This is a genomic window from Pinibacter aurantiacus, assembly GCF_019130065.1.
Classification (GTDB): domain Bacteria; phylum Bacteroidota; class Bacteroidia; order Chitinophagales; family Chitinophagaceae; genus Pinibacter; species Pinibacter aurantiacus.
In genome coordinates this window covers 376,975-395,495 of the sequence record NZ_JAHSPG010000008.1, presented here as the reverse complement: position 1 = coordinate 395,495, position 18,521 = coordinate 376,975, and the positions used below count along the sequence as shown (strand labels likewise).

The window sequence follows — 18,521 nt, the reverse complement described above, 5'->3', positions numbered from 1 at the left end:
TATTTACAAGCCGCCTAAAAACATTTTTTGGCAGTTTATGAGTCTTAGAATACACAAAGAAGTTGCCAGCAAAATAGATAGCTGGCCGCAACGGCGCAAAGGGAACGAAGACAGAAAGATATCTTCACTCCCTTTGTTTTTTGAAGCCAGCTTGCGTGGTCGTTGACGTTCGAAAAGCACCTTCGTTTCCTTTGCGCATCCTTCGTTTGCTTTGCGGCTAAAAAGCCAATCTGTGAAAATCAGTCCAATCAGCGTCATCTGCGTGCCAATTCTTCCCTACTTTTGGCGCACAAAAAACCTAGCTGTGGTAACTACTATTTGTTTTGATTTTGGAAATACACGTTTGAAATATGCTGTTTTCGAAAATGATCAGTTGAAAGAGGTTAATAATCTTGAAAGAGCAGACGGTGAAGAAATAGCAATGTTGCTGGAAAAACTGCAACCTCAAAAAACAATACTTTCATCCGTGATCAATCATGATGAAGCGATAGAAAAAATTCTCGCAGCAAAAACTTCTTTCCATAAACTCTCGCATCTTACAAAACTAAATTTTACAACGCCTGTTGCAAAGCCTGAAACCATTGGTGCAGACAGGCTCGCATTGGTGGCTGCAGCGGTTAATCTTTTTCCAGGCAAACACAATCTTGTGATAGCACTTGGCACATGCATTACTTACAACTACGTGAACAAATACCATGAGTTCATTGGCGGAAGCATTTCTCCGGGCATGGATATGCGTTTTAAAAGCCTGCAAACTTTTACTGCAAAACTTCCATTGGTAAAGGAGAATTGGAACTTTCCATTGATAGGATATGATACAACCACAAATATTTTGAGTGGTGTGCAGCTGGGTATGGCCAAAGAAATAGATGGCATTGCAGAAGCTTATGCCGAAAAATACACTAATTTCAATGTAGTGCTTACAGGAGGTAATGCACAATACTTCGTTCCTCATTTGAAAACGCAACTGACCGCCGATCCTGACCTGTTGTTTAAGGGGCTGTATGCCCTGAGTGAAGCAAATTCGTGAATCGTCAACCGTGAATCGTGAATGGATGTCCTCTGTGAGGAATCTATAATTATCGGCTCCCATTCACGATTGACGATTCACCATTGACGATCATCATTCATCATTCATCATTATTTTTGTCCCATGTCAGAACATGCGTCCTCGTTTATAGCCAAAAGTACCATCAAAGCTGCCGATCTTGATCACAGAAGAAAGATCAATTTTAATATTGGAAAATATAATTCCGTTGTGCCTGTCGGCAAACAACAATTCTCTGACGTAAATACCGCGAGAGAGCGAGCCAAAAACGTGAAGTGGCGCGCCATTGAAACGCTTGATCAGCAACTGGAGGAGTTTGAGGCAAACCTGACCAAACGTGGCGGCAAAGTAATTTGGGCAGAAAATACACAACAGGCGCTTGACGAAATTTACCAGATATGTCTTGCCAAAAATTGCAAGACAATTGTGAAAAGCAAAAGCATGGTAACGGAAGAAATTAAGCTGAATGAATTTCTTCACGAAAAAAATATTGAAAGTGTAGAGACCGATCTTGGTGAATACATACAACAATTGGATGGCGAAACGCCTTACCACATTGTAACTCCGGCGATGCACAAAAGCAAGGAAGATGTGGCCAAACTCTTTGCAGAAAAGCTCGGCACCGATCCTAAACTTACTCCGGAAGAACTCACACTTGTGGCGAGGGCAAAACTTCGTGAAAAATATGTGCAGGCAGAAATAGGTGTTACAGGCGCAAATTTCATCATCAGCGATATTGGCGGCATTGCCATCACCGAAAACGAAGGGAACGGAAGATTAAGCTGTGGATGGCCGAAAACACATATTGTGATTGTGGGTATAGAAAAAGTAATTCCTTCAATGGCGGATCTTGGTCTTTTCTGGCCGTTGCTGGCAACTTTTGGTACGGGACAAAAAGTCACTTCCTACAATACAATTGTTTCAGGTCCGCGCCAGGAAGGCGAAACGGATGGCCCTGAAGAGATGTATGTGATCTTGCTTGACAACGGCCGCACCAATCTTCTGGCTAATCCTAAAACACGCGAAAGCCTTTACTGCATTCGTTGCGGCGCCTGCCTCAACGCTTGCCCCGTTTATAAAAACATTGGTGGCCATAGCTACGAAACCACTTACAGCGGGCCGATTGGTTCTGTTATTACTCCGCACTTAAAAGAAATGGACGAGTGGAAACATTTGAGCTATGCGTCTTCTCTTTGCGGCAACTGCACGGAAGTGTGTGCCGTTAAAATCAATCTTCACGAATTGCTGCTTGAAAACAGGTATGAGTCTGTTGAAGAAGGCGATGCCTCATGGGGCGAAAGAGTAGCGTGGAAAATGTGGAAACAAGCCAGCCTTCACCGCAGCATGATGAACATGGGCAACAAAAAAATGAAAAACTGGATGGTAAATAAAGTCTTCAAAGGCTGGACGACAGAGCGTGCGGATTTGGACTTTTCCTCAAAAACTTTCAACGAGCTGTGGAAGCAAAATTTGAAAATTTGAAAATTTGAAAATTCTGACGGCGCAGTTTTCCGGAAATGAATTTGGCTTCATAATGTTAATTCAATTGTAACAATTGGAAAGCCAATATATAGTGAGCAAAGTCGCACAGAATGAATTTTCAAATTTTCAAATTCCCATATTTTCAAATTCCGACTACCGCCTGTCGATGAACCGCACCATCTTCCTCCCCCCTTCTACAAACTGCATGCGCTGGATTTCCTGGGCAGAAGCGTATTTGATGGATGGGATGACGCGCAGCTTGGCTTGTAAAAGCGAACGTATCTTTCTATCGTTTTCTTCTGAATAATTGGCTGGTAAAATGTGGACCAGCAGTTCATCCATGCCGATGGCGTTGGTAGAAACTTCTGTTACATAATCCTTTATTTCGTCGATAGATGCAAGAATATCGAACAATACCGGCGGATACAAAGTAGTTCCCTTAAACTTGATCATTTGCTTTTTACGACCAATAACCGGCGACAAACGCAAGGTATTTCTTCCGCAGGAACAAGGCGCTTTTTCATACCGACAAATATCTCCCGTTTTGTAGCGGATCAACGGCATTGCTTCTACACCCAAAGTCGTAATGGTTACCTCACCTGGTTCTCCATCTGCAACGGGTTGATTGTTTTCATCCAGCAATTCTATGATCACCAATTCTGGATTGTGGTGACCTCCCTTGCCAGCCTTGCATTCGGTGAATGCTGTCTGCATTTCGGTGCTGGCATAAGTGGAGTATAGTTGAATGTTCCAATTGTCTGTGATTTTTCTGCCCAATGTATTTAGAGAGAAATCGCCGTTGCGCAAATTCTCGCCAATGCAAATCGCTTTTTTTACCGATGACTTATTTACATCAATGCCATTTTCATTTGCAAACTCAATCAATCTTACAATGAACGAAGGAACTGCAACCAATGCTGTTGGCTGTAAGCGCTGAATAATGTCCCACTGCATTGCAGGCACACCGGGGCCTACGCGTATCATGCCTGCATTCATTTTGCGAATGCCGCTATAGTATGCCATGCCCGCCATGAACTGCCTGTCGAGTGTAAGCATTAATTGGTACACATCACTTTCGGAACCATCGGCGCACAAAAAAGAAGCATATTCATTGTAAGCCAGCCTCTCCAAATCGTTCTCTGTAAGTGCGATCGTTACAGGCTTTCCAAGTGTTCCTGAAGTTGCGGTATACTCAACGATTTTTGATTTATCAACACAAAGAAAAGCCCAATTGCGTTGTTGCACATCTTCTTTTTCCGTTACAGGAAGCAGCTGCAATTTTTCAAGAGCATCTATCCTTTGCACATTTATATGATGCTTCGCAAATAACTCTTTGTAAAAAGCAGAGTGCTGATTAACATAGGCCAATATTTCCTGCAATTTTCCCAACTGCATTTTATCGATAGATTCCGTTGATGCGAAAGCTGTTTCTGTTGAGTACATATTTATTCGATGATTACTACCGCAGATGCCACACTTTTCAAATGCGACATGGATACCGATATGCGGCTAATGTTTTTGTTCTCTAAAAAAGTTTTTGTGTTGCCGAGCAATTGAATGGTTGGCTTACCCAGCTCATCGTTTACCACTTCTATCTCATTGAAAGCAACATTGCCAAACCAGCCAGTGCCAATAGCTTTTAGAAAAGCTTCTTTTGCAGCAAATCTTGCGGCGTAGTGTTCAAACTTATGCGCCTTGCTTTCGCAATACGTAATCTCTCCCTGCGAGAACACCAGTTCACGAAAACCGTTCTCCTTACTGATCTTTTCAGTAACACGGTCTACTTCTATTATGTCGATGCCTACGCCGTGGATCATGGCTTTATTTTTTGATAGCACGCAGATGACACTGATTAGACTGATTTTCACTGATCTTAAAAAAATATTCACCCAACTAAAAACACAATACAAGATTTTCAATGATTCTCAACGAAAAAAAATCAGTAAAAATCATTCCAATCTGCGTCATCTGTGTGCCAATTCTTCCTCGCATTTCGCGATCTGTCTGCGAATATGTTCTTCTTCCTGTTTCGTTGCAATCACTTTTGTTAATGCGATTGTGTATTCTTCTTTTGCTTTTGCAAAGTTTTTTTGTTTGAACAAATAATCTCCGGCAATTACATAAGTATGATAATATTCGGGATTGCTTGCAGTAAGGCTGTCGATGTTAATACTTTCTTTATCTGCAACGCGTTGCTTATAACTTCTGTACAAAACAAAATCTTTGAATGCGCTGGTCGATATAAAACTATCCGCAGGCACGGTTAATGCGCTATCAACTATTTCATGATTTTCTTTCATACCATGCATCGCAAATACTTTGTTCAAATCATAACACACAAACTGTCCCAACTGCCAGGGCGAAGTAGAAACCCAGACCAATCTTTTCTGAGGCTCGAAAACAATGGAGTGATGTGCAATCAGTTGATTGATCGCCTTTTCATTTCCCATTCCAATATTTGCGCCATGCAAGCCCTTTTGATCACGCAGAATATTGACGGTTTTTTGAACCGTATTGGGGCCATTATTTTGCATCAGTTCTGTCAATCTTTCGTAGCGATAAACAGATGCGCTTTTCTCCATCTGCTCCTTATTCTCTTTCGTTTGTCCCAACAAATCACTTTGAAAATGATTGGCACAAAGAATGTAGTTTTTCTTTGGATCATACATTGCCAACTGCTCCGGAGTTTTTTCAATGATCACCGCTTTGTTATCCGAAGCGGAGCCAACAAGGAAGGCTTCCGATACAAACATTTTCCTTTTCGATGCAATGGCATATGCTTCCTCAATGTTTTTTGCGTACTGCAAAATTTCTCTTGCCACCAGGGAAACCGGCGTAGCAGAGCCTGCGGGTATTGCTGTTTTGTCTGCATTGATCGTTACAGTAAGCCCCTGGTCATTCATGCCGGAAACTGCACCAATAAAGCCGCCCCAGGTCACCGTCATAAACTTATGGCCCTGAGATGGATTTGTAAATGAAACGATCTTGTCTTCTGCAAATTGATCGCCCATGTAAAAGTCAAAGTTTCTTCCTATGATCATGGTGCTGTCAGCAGACGCAGCACCCCAGGTTCCAAACGATGTGCAACCTACCAGTGCCATGCTTTGCAACGCGTGCCCTATGTCATGTGCCGCGTGATAGTTCAAAATGCGCTGATAGTTCGTGCCTATATAATCATACTCCGTTGAAGCCGTCAGCGACTCACCATAAATTTCTTCTTTGTATTCTTCCGTTACATTCTTTGCAAGATCACGGTTGAACCAACCGATGAAGTATTTGAGAAAATGCAAATAGAAAGTAGAGGGAATCATTTTCCTTATCTGGCTCACAAAAACATCTTCTTGCCTTTGTATTAATTCCTTTGACAGTTTGCCATTGATCACACCACGCTCAAAAGGTTCTCCTTCCACATACATCTCATACAATCCACTTTTGCTTTTACGAAACCAGTTGTTACCGATGTAATACAAACCATCTTTTTCTGTACGTTGCAGTGCCTCTACCTTTGCGTCACTTATTTTAGGGTTCGGTTCTTTCGCTACGATCACGAGGTAAGTAAATCCTGCGAGTAGCAAAATGACCAGGACGAGTAGCGTGTAAGCGAATATCTTGAATATCTTCTTTATTATCTTCATTTGAAATCAAAAGTAAAAATTCAAAAGTCAAAATCTCAGGACCATGCTGCATCAAAATTTTTGACTTTTGAATTTTGATTTTTTATTTATTTGCTATCAACTTTTTCTGATCCTTTCCAACACCTCATGCATGTTTACCAGAGATGAGCACGATGCCAGCGCACTAATGGTAACGCCTAGTATTCCATGCATGGAAATATTCTGGCCGGTAAAAAACAAGTTGGGCAATTTCGTTTTTGGTGAAATAAATGTTTTCAGCGGCTCTTTAAAATCCCTCACAATGCCATACAGAGAACCATCGTCACCACCAATATAATCCCTGTATGTAAGCGGCGTTGATGTGTAATATGATTGAATGCAGTCTCTCAAACCCGGAATCTTTTTCTCTGCTTCATCTATCAGTTTTTCTGCTTTTCTTTTCTTGAATGCTTCATATTCCGCGCCGCGATCATCTTCTTTGGAAACAGTATTGAATGTGTCTTCCCATTTTTTCACGTCATCATACCGCATGTAAGTAAATAGCGTGAGGCCCTCAACATAGTCGCGATTTTTTGATGAGGATGAAGCAAAGATACCATAGTTTTTTGGCCACTCATCTTCCGTGTATTGCCAGCTATCCCATACGGCACCTTCTTTATTAAAGTAGATATTGTGCTTAAAAGATTTGAAGCAGTTCTTCTTACAAACAATATTAATTATGAAGCAGGAAATAGTATTTTCCAACGACCCTATTCTGCTTCTGTATGCATGTCTGATCAATTCCGTTTTCAACATCTTCAAGGTGTTGTACGGATGAATGTTTGATATAAAATTCTTTGCAAAAAGCTTTTCACCATTGTCCAGTACAACATGATCTGCCACCCCATTCATTTCAACTATTTCGGTTACGTTGCAATTTCTTTTTATGTCGCCGCCATTTTCGCGTATCACCTGCACAAGGTATTTGCCTATTTGCGAACCCCCATCAACAAACTTCCATGAACCTTCAATATAGCTGTTCAGCACTAGTGCATGAACGTAGAAAGGCGATTTATCCGGAAGCCCCGCATACAACACATTGTTGCCGGCAAGCACTTCCTGCAGCCGTACGTTGTCCGTTAGCGATTCAATAAATTGCTTCGTTCCAATCTGCATCACTTCGCCCTTCTCAAAATTTTCATCAAAACTCAGATTGTACAAAGGAAATTTCCTGCACACCTCTTGCATCTTATCGCAATACTTACGAATCGCCATTTCTTCTTCCGGAAAAAATTTCAGCAGTTGTTGTACAAAATTCTCATAGCCCTGCGCCAAAGGATACCTGTTATCGTCGTTTTCAAAAACGATGTAATCAAATGCATCCTCGTCGAGTTTTTCCAACTTCAGCTTGTCCATTATTCCGAGGTACTTAAATATCTGGTAAAGGTTTTGACCCTTACCCAAGCCCCCGACATAATGCACGCCGGAATCAAAAATCACCCGTTCGCGAACAAATGTTTGCAGGCAACCGCCAAATTGTTTATTCTTTTCAAGTACGCACACATTGAATCCCTCCTTGCTCAGCAAAGCGCCGCAAGTAAGTCCACCCATTCCACTTCCTATGATGATAACGTCGTACATTCTTAATTTAATTTTTCCAGAGCTTCACTCAATTAATAATTAATAATTAACAATTAATAGAGTTGCATTCATTATCGCATGCACCTCTCTAACCTTGCAATAGATTCGCAGTTGTAGTTTTTGTCAAGCATATCACCCCGTTAATTATTAATTATTAATTATTAATTTTCTCTTCATCACAAACACCACATTCGATGTCAGCTTTGTGTTATCAAGCTCTTCGCAACTCATGCCATTTGCTTCTGCAATTGTGTGAATTGTTTTGCCCGATAAAAATGACAACCCGTTGCCGGATGTTTTATTAAAGCCAATCAATTTTGTAGAAAACAGTTCCGTCAGTTTTGTTCCTTTATGTCTTTCCTCCAGATCTTTATTTCCATCTCTTATTATGATGATGCCATTTTCATTTAAATGATGAATGCATCTCTCGATAATAGTCTTCTGTTCGTCTGGCTGCAGGTAGTGCAACATATCGCTTAAAATGATGGCATCATAGTTTTCAAACTCAAATTTCAAAACATCTGTGTATACAAAATTGATGTTTTCATTTTTGCTGAAACAATGATTAGCTGTTTCTATCTTTTCCTCATCATAATCAATTCCGGTTATCACACGATCCCTGCTTGCAAAATGCAGCATGTAGGACATAAAGCCATAGCCACAACCTGCATCGAGCACTTTTCCCGACTTCGGCACCAGGTTGTTGAACAACTCGTAATTGTTCTCCATCCTGGTTTTAATGCGCATGTACCATTCCAGCACCGGCCCTTTGTAAATATAGTTGTTAATCAGCTGTTTTCTAAAATATGCCGGCGTTTCTGTTTGCTGGCGCAAGCTCTCATATTCCGTTTTGAAATAGCTGCTTATTTTCTTTGTGCGGGTCGTATAATTTTCCCCCCAGCTTTTGTCATCGGGCGTAATACGTGGCAAATATTTCAACGTCACCGTTCCATCTTTCAAAAAGATATCATTACGGCTCAGCGTATAGCCTGTTCCATGCATAAGGATTGGCAAAATATCGAGCTGCAATTTCTCAGCCAGGAAGAATGCGCCTTTGTGAAAGCGTTTCAAATTGCCGTCAACAGAACGTGTTCCTTCAGGGAATATTACAATGGAGTACCCATTTTTGATTGTTTCTTCCAACTGCTCAACGCTTACTTCCGCACCTTCAGAAATTGGATGATAACCGGCCATTCGAATAGCGGCACCGAAAAATTTTGAATGATACACACGCTTGTTGGTTGCCAGTATAATGCGGGGACTCAGCATCATCATTGGCAATATATCCAGTGATGACTGGTGGTTGGTGATAACAACGGTAGGCTTACTAAAATCTTCCTTAAGTGGATTGATGATCTTCTTTTTCACGTTGCCCATGATATACATAATCGACCACGAAAAGCGACGGATCACATGATGGTACATAGTCTTCGAACGCTTCTTACCAAAGATGTTCAGCTTCATTAAAACAAATCCAATGGTAGTAAGCAACAGGCAACCGAAAATAAAATATACAAACGCAAAACCTGTTTTGAATATACCAGACGCTGTCCATGGGAATAACCCTTGGGATGTTCTCTTTTTAATAAGCAGATTAAACAGATAAGGTATCAATATCTGCGAAATAACTACCACGCATAAAATACCGATGATAGCGATTAATGCGATTGATCTTAACGCCGGATGTTTTGCAAAGATCAACACTCCCAAACCAACAATGGTTGTAATGGCAGACAAGAAAATGGATGACTTGTAAGAGGCCAGTACCTTTTTGCCGGTCTTATATTCCTGCAGTAAACCGTCCATTATAAAGATGCTGTAATCATCCCCCAAACCAAAGATCAGTGTGGAAATAATAATATTGATGATGTTGAAATGAATGCCGAAAAGCCCCATTATACCTAGTATCCAAACCCATGTTATCACCATTGGAATGAATGTGATCAGTGCCAGTTCTATGCGACCGTAAGTAATAAGCAACATGGAAAAAACAAGTATGGACGACATCCATGCGATGCTGTTGAAATCAAGTCGAACATTTTCAACAAGCTTGCTGGTGAGGTATTGCTTATCGATCGCGGTTATATCTTTCTTATTGTCGAATGCCTTGTAGATATCTTTCTTGTGCTCATTGTCGGTTTTCACAAGATTCACCACCATTGTTTTTTCAGGCAACTCGATCACATAGTCCGAAAGAAAGTTTTTGCGTACTTCATCCAATTCCTTCTCATCCGCGGGAACAAAAGTTTTATTCAGCAGGTTGCTATTGAAATTATCGAACGCAGTTGATTTGTACCCCAACGAAGCTCCTTCCTGTTGTAGTGATGCCAACAAGTGTTGTTTCTTATCCGGCGTCCAGTAAGCGTTCCATTTTGCAATCCTTTGTTTCTGCAGGGCATCAGAAATAATTACAGAAGAAACACCTGCATACCTGCTGATGACACCTTCATGTTTTAAATTGTCGAGTTCTTTTACAGCCTCTTCATTTTTTGATAATGCTTCATCCAGATTTTTTCCGGTGGACACAACGTACACAGATTGCAGCGCATGTGCATTGATCGCATTTAACTGCGCCTCTGCCTTCTGCAACTTTTCCTGCATGTAATTCATGTGGCTCATGTCCGTTTCAAACTTCACATAGCGACTTGTGTATAGGAAGCCTGCAGTAAGAATAACGATCAGCAAAATAAACTTCCTGCCGAATCTGAAATTGTAAGAAGCAAACTTATCTAACCATGTCGGTGCTTCATGGTGATGCGCATTGTCTTCTTTCCTGCTTGCAATTAAATGAGGTAAAAATATAAGCGAGCAAAGTGCAGCACCGATCAAACTGAATGCAGCAAACAACCCAAGATCTTTTAGCAATTCCGATTTTACAAACTGCAGGATGAAGAAGTCGCCAATAGTAGTTACACTACCAACCGTCATCGGCAATGCAAGATCCTTGATCACTTCACGGATATTGTCTGCGTGCCGGTAATGGTTGAAAACGTGCATGGAGTAATTAATCGCAACACCCAATACCACGGAACCCGTACCTAAGGCGATCACTGAAATGTGTCCTCTCAAAAAATAAAAACACATCAAAGCAAACAACGCTCCAAACGCAACGGGCAACATCATTAAGAACGGTGCACGTTTCTTTTTGAAATACCATGCTATAAACACCACCAGGAAAACAACAGTGATGCCTTGTGTAAATAAATTGTCTTTGCGTATTTGCTGTGCGTTGCCCACTGAAACAGCCGTTGCACCAAAATAAGAAGAACCAACTGTTTTAAATTCTGCAGCAAGTGAATCGGTTGTCTTATCCAAACCATTCAACAATAACGCGTTCTTACCCGTGTTGCTTGGCGGGTTTGATGGTGTGATAAAAAACAACAAATGCTTTTTATCTTTCGTCATGATGTAACTATCGTACAGTTCAAATGTATCGTCGTACTGCAGTTGCTGTAATTTCTTTAAGCCCAAAAAAGAAATGCCAGAAGGATCAGCAGCAATCACTTTCTTCAAAGCAAATCCTGCCGGAGACGAGAGTATTTTTATGTTTTGTTCAAGATTCTTTTTTACTGCATCCTTCGTGGTCAGTGTATCAAGCGATTCATAGTCCTTGTCGGTAAGATAAACCGGCAAGTGATTCAAAATGTTGTCAAACATTTGCATCACCAGTTCATCATTTACTTTGTCGTCTATCTTTTTTACATAAGGTTGCAGGTCTGCATTTACCCTTTCTATGAATCGTTCCGTATAGGCAACAAGACTGTCAGGCTGGGCCTCTTTGGCGGTATCAGCGAGCGAAACCGTTATCACCAGCCGGTCCATGAAACGGGAGTTTTGAAAAACCTCGTTGAGCTTTTGGGTTTTCTCGTCTTTAGGTAAAATAGCGGTAATGTCTTCTTCAAATTTTACTTTGAATGCGAACCATGCCATAAAACCAAAACAGGCGATCAACAATGCAAATAGCACTGCTCTGCGTTTTTCAAAAAATTTGTATATGGCTAAGAAAAAAGTCTCCATAGTAGTTATTAGAATCGAAGGTCAAATTGAGTTTGAGGTACAGTTTGCAATAGTAGGAAAAGACCACTTGTCATCCCGAGGAACGAGGGATCTAAGCCTGGCACTAGCCGCCTGCCTGAGCAAATACCCAGATCCCTCGTTCCTCGGGATGACAAGCGACATTCGTGTGTTTTTTTAACCATGCTGTTTGGAAGCTTTCAAGGTTTTAATTTTCAGTAAAGCATAAGACAGCACTCCAAAAAACACTCCTGCAACTACTGCCAGCGTTACACTTCCAACAATATATTGCTTCAGGCTTTGCTGTATTGTAAGCAATGAAATGCTTTTTGTAAATGAAATATCTACTGCATTTTTTCCCATCCACAATGCGCCTGTTTTTATACTTGTAAAAATGATCAGCGGAATCATTGGCGGAATACTGATGTTCGCCGCAACAATTACCAGCGGTTTATTCAATTTAAAAAGTATCGCAAGAAAAATGGCAACAGCCAGTTGAAAGCCCCAAATAGGAACAATCCCCATGAATACACCAAAGGCAATTGACATTGCTTTTATTTCATCACTTTCTCCGGGCACCAAAAAGTAATCGTTCCAAACCTGTTTTCTTTTTTGCGAATCAAATATCCCTTTCACAAAATCACGGGGCTTGATGTAAAGGAAAGTAATCAGCACAAGAACAGTATTCAGAACACTTATGCGAAAGAAATCCTTAAACGGCCTGAAGTGAGACACACGCTCTTCCTTTGGAGCATAATACACGGAAACCGGCACCCAGTCTATCTTTACACCTTTCCATGCGGCACGAACCAACACTTCTATTTCAAACTCATACTTACGTGTGAAGAAATGCATTTTGCCTAGGGGCTTCAACGGGTACAGCCTGTAACCAGACTGTGTGTCCGGCCCTTTGATGCCTGTTTCCACCCTAAACCAAAAGCTCGAAAACCGGTTGCCAAAGCTGCTTTTGCCCGGCACACTTTCCTGGTCCATGTTGCGTGCACCAATCAAAAGCGCATCTGGCTCTGCTTCAATTTTATCGAGAAACACAGGAAGATCTTTTGCAAAATGTTGTCCGTCGGAATCAATTGTTACGGCATACCTGTAGCCGCTTTCCGTTGCATATTTCAAGCCTTGTCTCAAGGCCCAGCCCTTGCCTTTGTTTGGCGAGTAACTGATCACTTTTATTTGCGTAAATGATTGAAGTATACTTTTGGTATCGTCCGTAGAACCATCATCGACCACTATAACGTGATCAGTATATTCAAGTACATCGGAAATAACCTGCCCCAAAGTATGGGCATTATTGTAAGTAGGAATTAGAACACATGCGCCGAGAATATCTGCCTGTTTTTTAAACAATGCTTTGATTGTAATCGGGTTAGGGTTATTCGGTTGTAACTGGCTTTCTATCTCGTTTTGCTTCACAACAATTTTAATGTTTGCGTAACCGCAAATGTAAGCGAAAGGGTTGATAGTCCGTCATTTCAACGGCGCAGTTCATGAACGAATTTATACACTTCAGGCAATGTTTTTCAGGCAGTTGCCTCGATCGATTCCCGGGGAACCGGAGAAATCATTGTTTGTACCGTTTTTCTGCCTTTTACTTCGGCAAATTGTTCGTCATAATCTTTGCGCAGCGTGCCCATTATTCTGTCCCAGAAAAGAAAGTATAAACCATAATTGCCTTTAAAATATTGATGATGCTGATTATGGCTCACCGAGGTATTGATCCATTTGCCAACGCGGCTCTTGCTGAAGCTTTTGGGGTACAACTCAAACCCCAAATGCCCATATACATTGTAAATGATGGACATGAAAAAGAACAGAAAAAAATGCAGCCTGTGCATGGGGAGCGTAAACAAAAATATTGGGAAAATGCCCGCTTCCACAACAGCTTCCAGCGGATGGAATGCATATGCGGCCCACGGTGAAGGATTGGTAGAACGATGATGCACCAGGTGAAACAATTTGAACACCTTCCTGTGATGCATGGCCCTGTGCATCCAGTAAAAATAGGTATCGTGCATAATAAACATCACCGGGAAAATGGCAAAGAAATAGAACCAGCCATGATCGTCGATGTTTTTGTAAAGTGTAGTGTAAGGTGTGATTGGGCTTTTTAGCAACAACACACTAACGCCGCCAAAGATGCAGATGGTGATTGCAGAAAATAAAATTTCCCTCCAGTAATCGTTGTTTTTGGGAAACTTCAACTGGATCTTTTTGTAACTCATTTTTCTTCTGAAAAGAAAATAAAAAATAATGAAACCCAAACCCGCTACCTGGAAATAGCGAAAACCAACATGGTATAGGTGAGTGAAGTAGTCTGTCCAATGCATGTAATTGGATTTGTATATAAAATTAGATAAAGAACGTTAGAGAGAACGCAGATTTTCATGATTGTCATGATTTGTGATGATTTCGTTACGGGGAAGCCTTGGTGATTGCAAGACTTGTCAGGTTTGGCAGCCGCGAATGTAAGCGCCAACGTCATTACAGCGAACAAACAAAGCGAGTACAACATACCTACCCTCCGAACCTCTCATTCCCAGAAAAAATCATGAAAAATCATGAAAATCATGACAATCTGCGTTCTTTCTTCCCACTCTCTTCCCGATTTCGTAACAATCAGTAACTTTTTCACCTGTAAATTTGCAGGCTTATAGGTATAGCATTGCAAAACAGAAACGTTAATATAGCCCTGGTTGGTAATCCGAATAGTGGGAAAACCTCACTCTTTAATACATTGACAGGGCTGAATCAAAAGGTTGGAAACTTTCCTGGTGTTACGGTTGACAAGAAATCCGGGAGCTGTGAAATAGCACCGGGCACTGTAGCTAACATCATTGACCTGCCCGGCACCTATAGCCTCTACCCAAAGCGGGCGGACGAATGGGTTACCTATAAAGTACTGCTCGAGCAGGATGAGGAAGTTAAACCTGACATGCTCATTCTTCTGGCAGATGCAAGCAATCTTAAAAGAAATCTCCTTTTTGTTTCACAAATCATTGATCTTAAGTTTCCTGTGGTAGTGGCATTGAGTATGCTGGACCTTGCGCAGAAAAAAGGCATCAATGTGGATGTAGAGGGACTTGAGAGAGAGCTGGGTGTTCCGATCATTCCCGTGAACCCGCGCAAAAACAAAGGAATTCCACAACTTAAAAAAGCGCTGTTTCAAACCGCACAACAATTATACAAAGCACCTGCAAGGGACTTTATTCCAAATAGAGAACTGGCCGCAGATGCAATTGAAAATATACAGGTTCATTTTCCTTCGCTAAGTGACTACCAGTCTATTCACTACCTGATCAATCACGAAAACTTTACGCTGGACAATGACAAACAGGAACTTGTAGAAAGCATTGAAGCAAAACATAAATTCAATCCCACCAAAACACAGGCAGATGAAATTATGCAGCGCTACCACCGCATTAAGCAAATAATGACGGTAAATGTCTCTGAGCCTGATCCTTTGCAAAAAACCTTGTTCACCGAAAAGCTGGATAAAATTTTACTGCACAGGCGATGGGGTTATTTGATCTTGTTGAGTGTACTGTTCCTGTTGTTCCAAAGCGTTTTCTGGCTGGCACAGTTTCCGATGGATGCGATTGAGTGGAGCTTCGGCGAATTGGGAGGCTGGTTCAGCAAAATACTTCCGGAGGCGTGGTGGAGCGATCTTTTCATCAACGGAATTGTGGCGGGGCTAAGTGGTATTCTGGTTTTCGTTCCACAAATCATGATCTTGTTTGGCTTGATCACCATTTTGGAAGATACCGGATACATGGCCCGCATCAGCTTCCTAACAGACAAGCTCATGCGAAAAGTGGGTTTGAACGGAAAAAGCGTGATGCCAATGATCAGTGGTTTTGCATGTGCCGTTCCTGCCATCATGAGCGCAAGGAACATCGAAAACAAAAAAGAGCGTTTGCTTACGATTCTCATCACGCCGTTGATGAGCTGTAGTGCAAGGCTTCCGGTGTTCACGATTTTGATCGCGTTGGTTATCCCCGCGAAAAAGATCTGGGGCATTATCAGTGTGCAGGGTTTGGTAATGATGGGACTTTATTTGCTCGGTGTTGTAATGGCACTCATTGTTAGTTACGTTGCCAAGTGGTTCATCAAAATACAGGAGAAAAGTTTCTTCATACTTGAGCTACCTGTTTACCGTGCGCCACGTTGGAAAAACGTGATCGTTACGATGGTAAACAAGGCTAAAATATTCGTGACAGATGCAGGTAAAGTGATTATGGTGATCAGCCTTATACTTTGGGCGCTGAGCTCTTACGGACCGTCTCAACGTATGCACAATGTGGAGCAGAAGTATGCCGAAATGAAGCAGGCAAATCCTTCGGACGCACCTATTCTTGAGAAGCAAAGAAAAACCGCTTTACTTGAAAATTCCTATGCCGGTATTTTAGGTAAAAAATTAGAACCCGTTATTACTCCACTAGGATATGACTGGAAAATAGGTATAGCTTTAATTACATCGTTTGCCGCACGCGAGGTTTTTGTTGGTACAATGGCAACGTTGTACAGCGTAGGTGATGAAGATGACGGTTTATTGCTTCGTCAAAAAATGGCCGCTGCGCGAAAAACTGATGGCTCACCGGTGTATACTGTTGCAGCAGGTGTGTCGCTCATGATCTTCTATTTACTCGCAATGCAATGTATGAGTACGCTTGCCGTGGTAAAGCGGGAAACGCGAAGCTGGAAATGGCCTGTCATACAACTTGTTTACATGACAGGACTGGCGTATGTGGTTAGCTGGTTGGCGTATGAGTTGCTGAAGTAGAGAGATTGGCACACGGATGACACGGATTAGACGGATTTACACGGATTTTTAAAACTATATACACTCAAATTGATTTCAAGCTCGATAAAAGAGAAAAGGTTGAACGCTTGTTCAACCTCTTTACGTTATTGGCCGATTTAGAACTTTCCGAAGAAATTGGAGATATCGAAGTACACTGCTTTCTTTTCTCCATCGGAAGTCAAAATGTTTAAAATATCGTAGGGCTTTTTGTTATTAGTGCTTAATGTTTGTGATTGCATTTTGTAGCCGGGATACTGTTTCTTTAACCAGGCATACTCAGCACTAACGCCTTTTGTTTCGGATGTCTCTTGTATCACAATTGCTTTTTCGTAGGATGAGCCGTCTGCATCGGGATTTTCGGGAGTTGCTGCCGTCTGCTCGGTTTTGACACTTGCAATTGATGCCTTTTTAGAAGAATGACACGCAACAAATAAAATAATTACTGGAATAAAGAGGGCTTTCTTTAGCATGGCAAATCTGGTTTGGGTTATTAATATTTCACTGATGCATTCATCAGGAGAATTGCATAAAGAAGTGAAATATTTTTTGCGGAGGCAATAGGGGTTTTTCTGTAAATGTGATTTTGGAATTCCGCATCTAATTTCTATTTTGTCCGAAGTAACCCAACCCTTAAAAATGAAGAAGTTTCTGGTTCTTTTTGTATTAACATTTTTGTTCTTTACTCCTCAAAGCAACGCTCAACCCTCAACAAAAGACACAGCTTACATATACGGCAGAATGATTGGAGACGACACACTCGTCGGCTATTTTTATTTTACCCATAAGATTACCAAAAACAGCGCTGAATTTATCTACAAAAAAAACCTTGACAAAGACAAGGGCAAAACGTTGAACAGCCGATACTATAATTGTTTTGAAGCTGACAGTCTTTACATGGAAAACTTCCAGGTTTTTCAGTTTGAAGAAAATCATCTGTATTCATTGATCCCTCTCATTATAAACGGCTCCATCCAGCTGTTTCATGCCAAGATCAACAACCGCGATTTGTACGCTTTTAAAAAAGATGGATACAAGGCTGAGTTCACCAAACAAAGTTTCAAAAAACAAATAGCCTATCTCTTAGAGGATGATGCCGATTTATTAGGTAGAGTCAAAAGGGGTGAGTTCGGATATAAAGACATTGAGCAAATTATTTTATTGTACAACGAGTCGCATCCGATGACGCCTGTTGAAGATTAAAAAATCAGCGTAAATCAGTCTAATCCGTGTCATCCGTGTGCCATCATTTTACAGCGCGCAGCATTTCTCTTTTATAAGGTGGACCTGGAATTTTGAAAACATTGAAACCCGCTGCTATCAGCGCTCTTCTAACATCGCCTTTAGAACAATAAGTAACCAGCGCACCATTTTCGCTCATGGCATCAAATAATTTTTTGAAGACATCCACCGTCCATAATTCCGGCTGCGCATTGGGAGCAAATGCATCGTAATAAACGAGATCGCATTTTTCTTGGGGCTGTAGCTCTAATAACGAGGTTTGTATTTTATGTAAAGTAAAAAAAGGGGAAAACTGCACATCTTCGTTCCAGGCGGCAGTATGCATAGTTGTAAAAAGAGCTGCGAGATCAGGGCGCTGCAATGTGTCGCAATAATTTAATGAAGCAACAATTTCTTTTTCCAAAGGAAACTGCTCTATAGATGAATAGTGAATGTTGAGATTGTTTTTTGCAGCTTCAATATAAGTCAGCAACGCATTCAAACCCGTACCAAATCCCATTTCAAAAATGCGAACATGGTTTGTGTCACGCTGTTGCAACCAATAGTTCAATCCAGCCTCAATAAACACATGCAAAGATTCATTGATCGCGCCGTGCCTTGAATGATAAGTAATATCAAGTGAAGGAATGGCTACGGTGTGCGAGCCGTCTGTTGTGAGTTGGATGGTTCTTTGAGGAGAGAACATAAA

General features: G+C 41.3%; 13 protein-coding genes. 4 read left to right on the top strand and 9 right to left on the bottom strand.

The features are described 5' to 3' along the window. Positions 1–232 precede the first annotated feature (232 nt). On the top strand, positions 233–1,030 hold the full coding sequence (locus KTO63_RS12685; RefSeq protein WP_317195764.1) for a type III pantothenate kinase: 798 nt from the start codon (positions 233–235) through the stop codon (positions 1,028–1,030). A 123-nt stretch (positions 1,031–1,153) separates the two neighbouring features. Then, complete coding sequence (locus KTO63_RS12680) at positions 1,154–2,530, top strand: LutB/LldF family L-lactate oxidation iron-sulfur protein (protein ID WP_217791662.1); 1,377 nt, start codon at positions 1,154–1,156, stop codon at positions 2,528–2,530. A gap of 153 nt (positions 2,531–2,683) precedes the next feature. Here KTO63_RS12680 and KTO63_RS12675 read toward each other — a convergent pair whose 3' ends face one another. From KTO63_RS12675 to KTO63_RS12645, 7 genes are all read right to left on the bottom strand, one after another. Next, positions 2,684–3,973, bottom strand: a complete 1,290-nt coding sequence (locus KTO63_RS12675; protein WP_217791661.1) for a phenylacetate--CoA ligase family protein — start codon at positions 3,971–3,973, stop codon at positions 2,684–2,686. A gap of 2 nt (positions 3,974–3,975) precedes the next feature. Next, positions 3,976–4,347, bottom strand: coding sequence for a holo-ACP synthase (gene acpS, locus KTO63_RS12670; RefSeq protein ID WP_217791660.1), 372 nt, complete (start codon positions 4,345–4,347; stop codon positions 3,976–3,978). 147 nt (positions 4,348–4,494) lie between these two features. Next, entirely contained in the window at positions 4,495–6,165 is a 1,671-nt protein-coding gene (locus KTO63_RS12665; protein WP_217791659.1) for a C45 family autoproteolytic acyltransferase/hydolase, read from the bottom strand. A 96-nt stretch (positions 6,166–6,261) separates the two neighbouring features. Then, complete coding sequence (locus tag KTO63_RS12660) at positions 6,262–7,764, bottom strand: phytoene desaturase family protein (RefSeq protein WP_217791658.1); 1,503 nt, start codon at positions 7,762–7,764, stop codon at positions 6,262–6,264. 147 nt (positions 7,765–7,911) lie between these two features. Next, on the bottom strand, positions 7,912–11,781 hold the full coding sequence (locus KTO63_RS12655; protein ID WP_217791657.1) for a trifunctional MMPL family transporter/lysophospholipid acyltransferase/class I SAM-dependent methyltransferase: 3,870 nt from the start codon (positions 11,779–11,781) through the stop codon (positions 7,912–7,914). A gap of 174 nt (positions 11,782–11,955) precedes the next feature. Beyond that, complete coding sequence (locus KTO63_RS12650) at positions 11,956–13,206, bottom strand: DUF2062 domain-containing protein (protein ID WP_317195763.1); 1,251 nt, start codon at positions 13,204–13,206, stop codon at positions 11,956–11,958. Positions 13,207–13,313: 107 nt separating this feature from the next. Next, positions 13,314–14,120: a sterol desaturase family protein gene (locus tag KTO63_RS12645; protein WP_217791656.1), complete on the bottom strand. Its 807-nt coding sequence runs from the start codon at positions 14,118–14,120 to the stop codon at positions 13,314–13,316. Positions 14,121–14,455: 335 nt separating this feature from the next. Between KTO63_RS12645 and feoB the strand changes: the two genes are divergently transcribed. After that, positions 14,456–16,573 (top strand): ferrous iron transport protein B, encoded by a 2,118-nt coding sequence (feoB, locus tag KTO63_RS12640; protein WP_217791655.1) that lies wholly within the window; start codon positions 14,456–14,458, stop codon positions 16,571–16,573. A gap of 137 nt (positions 16,574–16,710) precedes the next feature. On the opposite strand, the gene KTO63_RS12635 is transcribed toward feoB, so the two are convergent. After that, positions 16,711–17,064, bottom strand: coding sequence for a hypothetical protein (locus KTO63_RS12635; protein WP_217791654.1), 354 nt, complete (start codon positions 17,062–17,064; stop codon positions 16,711–16,713). Between the two features lie 166 nt (positions 17,065–17,230). On the opposite strand from KTO63_RS12635, the gene KTO63_RS12630 reads away from it, so the two are divergent. After that, positions 17,231–17,794: a hypothetical protein gene (locus tag KTO63_RS12630; RefSeq protein WP_217791653.1), complete on the top strand. Its 564-nt coding sequence runs from the start codon at positions 17,231–17,233 to the stop codon at positions 17,792–17,794. Between the two features lie 43 nt (positions 17,795–17,837). On the opposite strand, the gene mnmD is transcribed toward KTO63_RS12630, so the two are convergent. Further along, the gene (gene mnmD / locus KTO63_RS12625; protein ID WP_217791652.1) at positions 17,838–18,518 is read right to left on the bottom strand and encodes a tRNA (5-methylaminomethyl-2-thiouridine)(34)-methyltransferase MnmD; all 681 of its coding nucleotides are present in this window, start codon (positions 18,516–18,518) and stop codon (positions 17,838–17,840) included. Positions 18,519–18,521 lie beyond the last annotated feature (3 nt).

What these genes read in the sequence shown, in the direction of transcription:
- KTO63_RS12660 (WP_217791658.1), bottom strand. Translation starts at nt 7,764, where the DNA reads ATGTACGACGTTATCATCATAGGAAGTGGAATGGGTGGACTTACTTGC.
- KTO63_RS12635 (WP_217791654.1), bottom strand. Translation starts at nt 17,064, where the DNA reads ATGCTAAAGAAAGCCCTCTTTATTCCAGTAATTATTTTATTTGTTGCG.
- acpS (WP_217791660.1), bottom strand. Translation starts at nt 4,347, where the DNA reads ATGATCCACGGCGTAGGCATCGACATAATAGAAGTAGACCGTGTTACT.
- KTO63_RS12630 (WP_217791653.1), top strand. Translation starts at nt 17,231, where the DNA reads ATGAAGAAGTTTCTGGTTCTTTTTGTATTAACATTTTTGTTCTTTACT.
- KTO63_RS12655 (WP_217791657.1), bottom strand. Translation starts at nt 11,781, where the DNA reads ATGGAGACTTTTTTCTTAGCCATATACAAATTTTTTGAAAAACGCAGA.
- KTO63_RS12680 (WP_217791662.1), top strand. Translation starts at nt 1,154, where the DNA reads ATGTCAGAACATGCGTCCTCGTTTATAGCCAAAAGTACCATCAAAGCT.
- KTO63_RS12675 (WP_217791661.1), bottom strand. Translation starts at nt 3,973, where the DNA reads ATGTACTCAACAGAAACAGCTTTCGCATCAACGGAATCTATCGATAAA.
- KTO63_RS12665 (WP_217791659.1), bottom strand. Translation starts at nt 6,165, where the DNA reads ATGAAGATAATAAAGAAGATATTCAAGATATTCGCTTACACGCTACTC.
- KTO63_RS12645 (WP_217791656.1), bottom strand. Translation starts at nt 14,120, where the DNA reads ATGCATTGGACAGACTACTTCACTCACCTATACCATGTTGGTTTTCGC.
- mnmD (WP_217791652.1), bottom strand. Translation starts at nt 18,518, where the DNA reads ATGTTCTCTCCTCAAAGAACCATCCAACTCACAACAGACGGCTCGCAC.